2 protein-coding genes and 1 pseudogene are annotated in these 2,003 nt (G+C 42.7%); all 3 read left to right on the top strand.

The genetic code is table 11. From position 1 onward, the window contains the following. Positions 1–288 (top strand): ABC transporter permease family protein (locus Q7P68_RS13925; protein ID WP_304226684.1); only part of this gene is annotated, 288 nt, incomplete at its 5' end. Beyond that, a complete protein-coding gene (locus tag Q7P68_RS13920) occupies positions 288–1,781 on the top strand; it encodes an ABC transporter permease (RefSeq protein ID WP_304226682.1) in 1,494 nt (497 codons plus the stop codon). The genes Q7P68_RS13925 and Q7P68_RS13920, both read left to right, overlap by 1 nt. Continuing rightward, positions 1,765–2,003: pseudogene (locus Q7P68_RS13915) on the top strand (hypothetical protein); the annotation flags it as partial. The gene Q7P68_RS13920 and the pseudogene Q7P68_RS13915, both read left to right, overlap by 17 nt.

The following is a 2,003-nucleotide window of genomic DNA, read 5'->3' as shown; positions in this document are numbered from 1 at the left end:
GTTATCGCCCTATTCCTCTGGGAAGGAATTGAATTATCCTTTTTTGCTTCCCTTGCTGGTTTTGTTGTTGGCTATATTGGGCTTTTTATTTTATCCCGCATTAATTTTTCCTTTATACCTGGATCCGGCCTGGTTCTTGAACGGGGACACCTGCGTTTGGCCCTTTCAGTATCATCCATGTTGATAAACCTCATGCTTCTCATGGCAACTACAATCATTGCTATATGGCGCCCTGCCCTTGATGGCAGTCGAGTCCAGCCAGTAATTGCTATGCGGGGTGGTGCATAATGAAGATTGTACAGATAGCTTTTCGCAATTTATGGCGCCATCCCAAACGGACCCTGTTTATGTCATCTTTGGTAGTTGTTGGGTCCCTGTTTATCAATATAACTATTTCTATCTTAGATGGTGCTTCTAAAGGAATGGAAACCTCCCTTGTGGGGAGTTTAACGGGACATCTTGCCCTTGGGGCTCCTGGTGAAGAATCATATGGTTTGTTTGGAAGTGAAATCCCTATAGTCAGCGATTACGAAACAATTCCACCGATTAATGGGACAAAAGAGATTTTTTCAGCCCTCGACAATATTCCGGGTATTTCTTCTTACACCAGCATTGTTTCCTGTATAGCCAATGTATCTCTTTCTGGTTTTGCACAGAAGTCGGTGGTCTTTGGGGTAGACACGGCAACATATTTCTCGGTGCTGAAGGATATCGAAATACTCTGGGGAGATCCAGCTGAATTAGAGCGGGGCGGCATATTTATAAATGAACAATGGGCTAAAAAGGCGGAAAACAAATTAAAGCGTTCTCTCGTCAAGGGAGATAAGGTGTCTGCTGGATTAGCTTCTGGCGGAACCTTTAGACTTCGAACATTTCAAGTAGCAGGAGTCTATCGGTATAAGGCTCCTTCTGAAGCGCTGGACCGGATTGTATTAGCCGATCCCACCCTGGTTCGCAGTCTGGTAAATTATACTTTGGGGAATAAAATAAATACCGAAGATGTAATACCTGCCGCCCCATCAACTAAACAATCCACTACCCAATTAACTACCCAGCCAGATTCCCTTGATGATCTTTTTTTTACCGAGCAGGATATAGTAGCCTCCAATGAAAGGGGGTTAAGTCTTGATTCGGTAGAGGCAGAATTAAAAGATACTAAAGTACGGGATGATCTGGTTGCGACCGATGCTGCTGCATGGAGTTTTATCCTAATTAGAAAGAACGAACAAAGTTCTCTTAGTCGTCTCAAAAGAGATCTGAAAAGGATTCTGCAAAAAAACAATCTTGAGGTCCGAGTCCTTGATTGGTATACCGCTGCCGGATCAAATGCGCTCATGCTGTTTGCCTTAAAAGCTGGTTTTAATGTGGGGGTCCTTTTTCTGATAGCCGGAGCTCTCATGATGCTGATAAACTCACTCACCATAAGTGTGCTGGAACGTACCGGTGAGATTGGAACCATGCGAGCCCTTGGAGCACAGCGATGGTATATTATACAACTTATTTTTTTAGAAATCCTGGTACTCTCCCTTGGTTCTGCCCTTATTGGTGTTATACTTTCCGGTGTGATTATGAACATAATGTCCAATGCCGGTATAGTATTTAAAAATCCCCTTCTGATTGGTCTCTTTGGTGGTTCAATATTGCGGCCTCAACTTTCAATGATTTTTGTATTAATTTTTCTTTTAGGAATAATTGTTGCATCTGTTTTTGCAAGCATCTATCCAATCCATCTTGCATTAACAGTAAGTCCCCGGGAAGCAATAAATGATAGTGAAGGATGAAATGGAACCTATGAAAAAGAACATGTTCACAATATTACTCGCAGGTGTGTTATCTGTCAGCCTTTTTGCTGACACAAAGAGCAGTTTTGATGCAACTTCTTATCAAACCATGCTTAAACGGGTTGATGATGCCCTCTCGATTATGGATACGGATGTCTCTGCGGAATATGTAATTCAAAAACGGGACCCGGGTGGTGCAATCTCTACCACCAAGTCTACCGT

Origin of the sequence: Gracilinema caldarium (assembly GCF_029265695.1) — a bacterium.
GTDB classification, from domain to species: domain Bacteria; phylum Spirochaetota; class Spirochaetia; order Treponematales; family Breznakiellaceae; genus Gracilinema; species Gracilinema caldarium_A.
The sequence above is the reverse complement of the archived record's forward strand: the minus strand, read 5'-3'. Positions and strand labels throughout refer to the sequence as shown.

Coding starts and splice junctions, on each gene's coding strand:
- Q7P68_RS13920 (WP_304226682.1), top strand. CDS start 288: ATGAAGATTGTACAGATAGCTTTTCGCAATTTATGGCGCCATCCCAAA.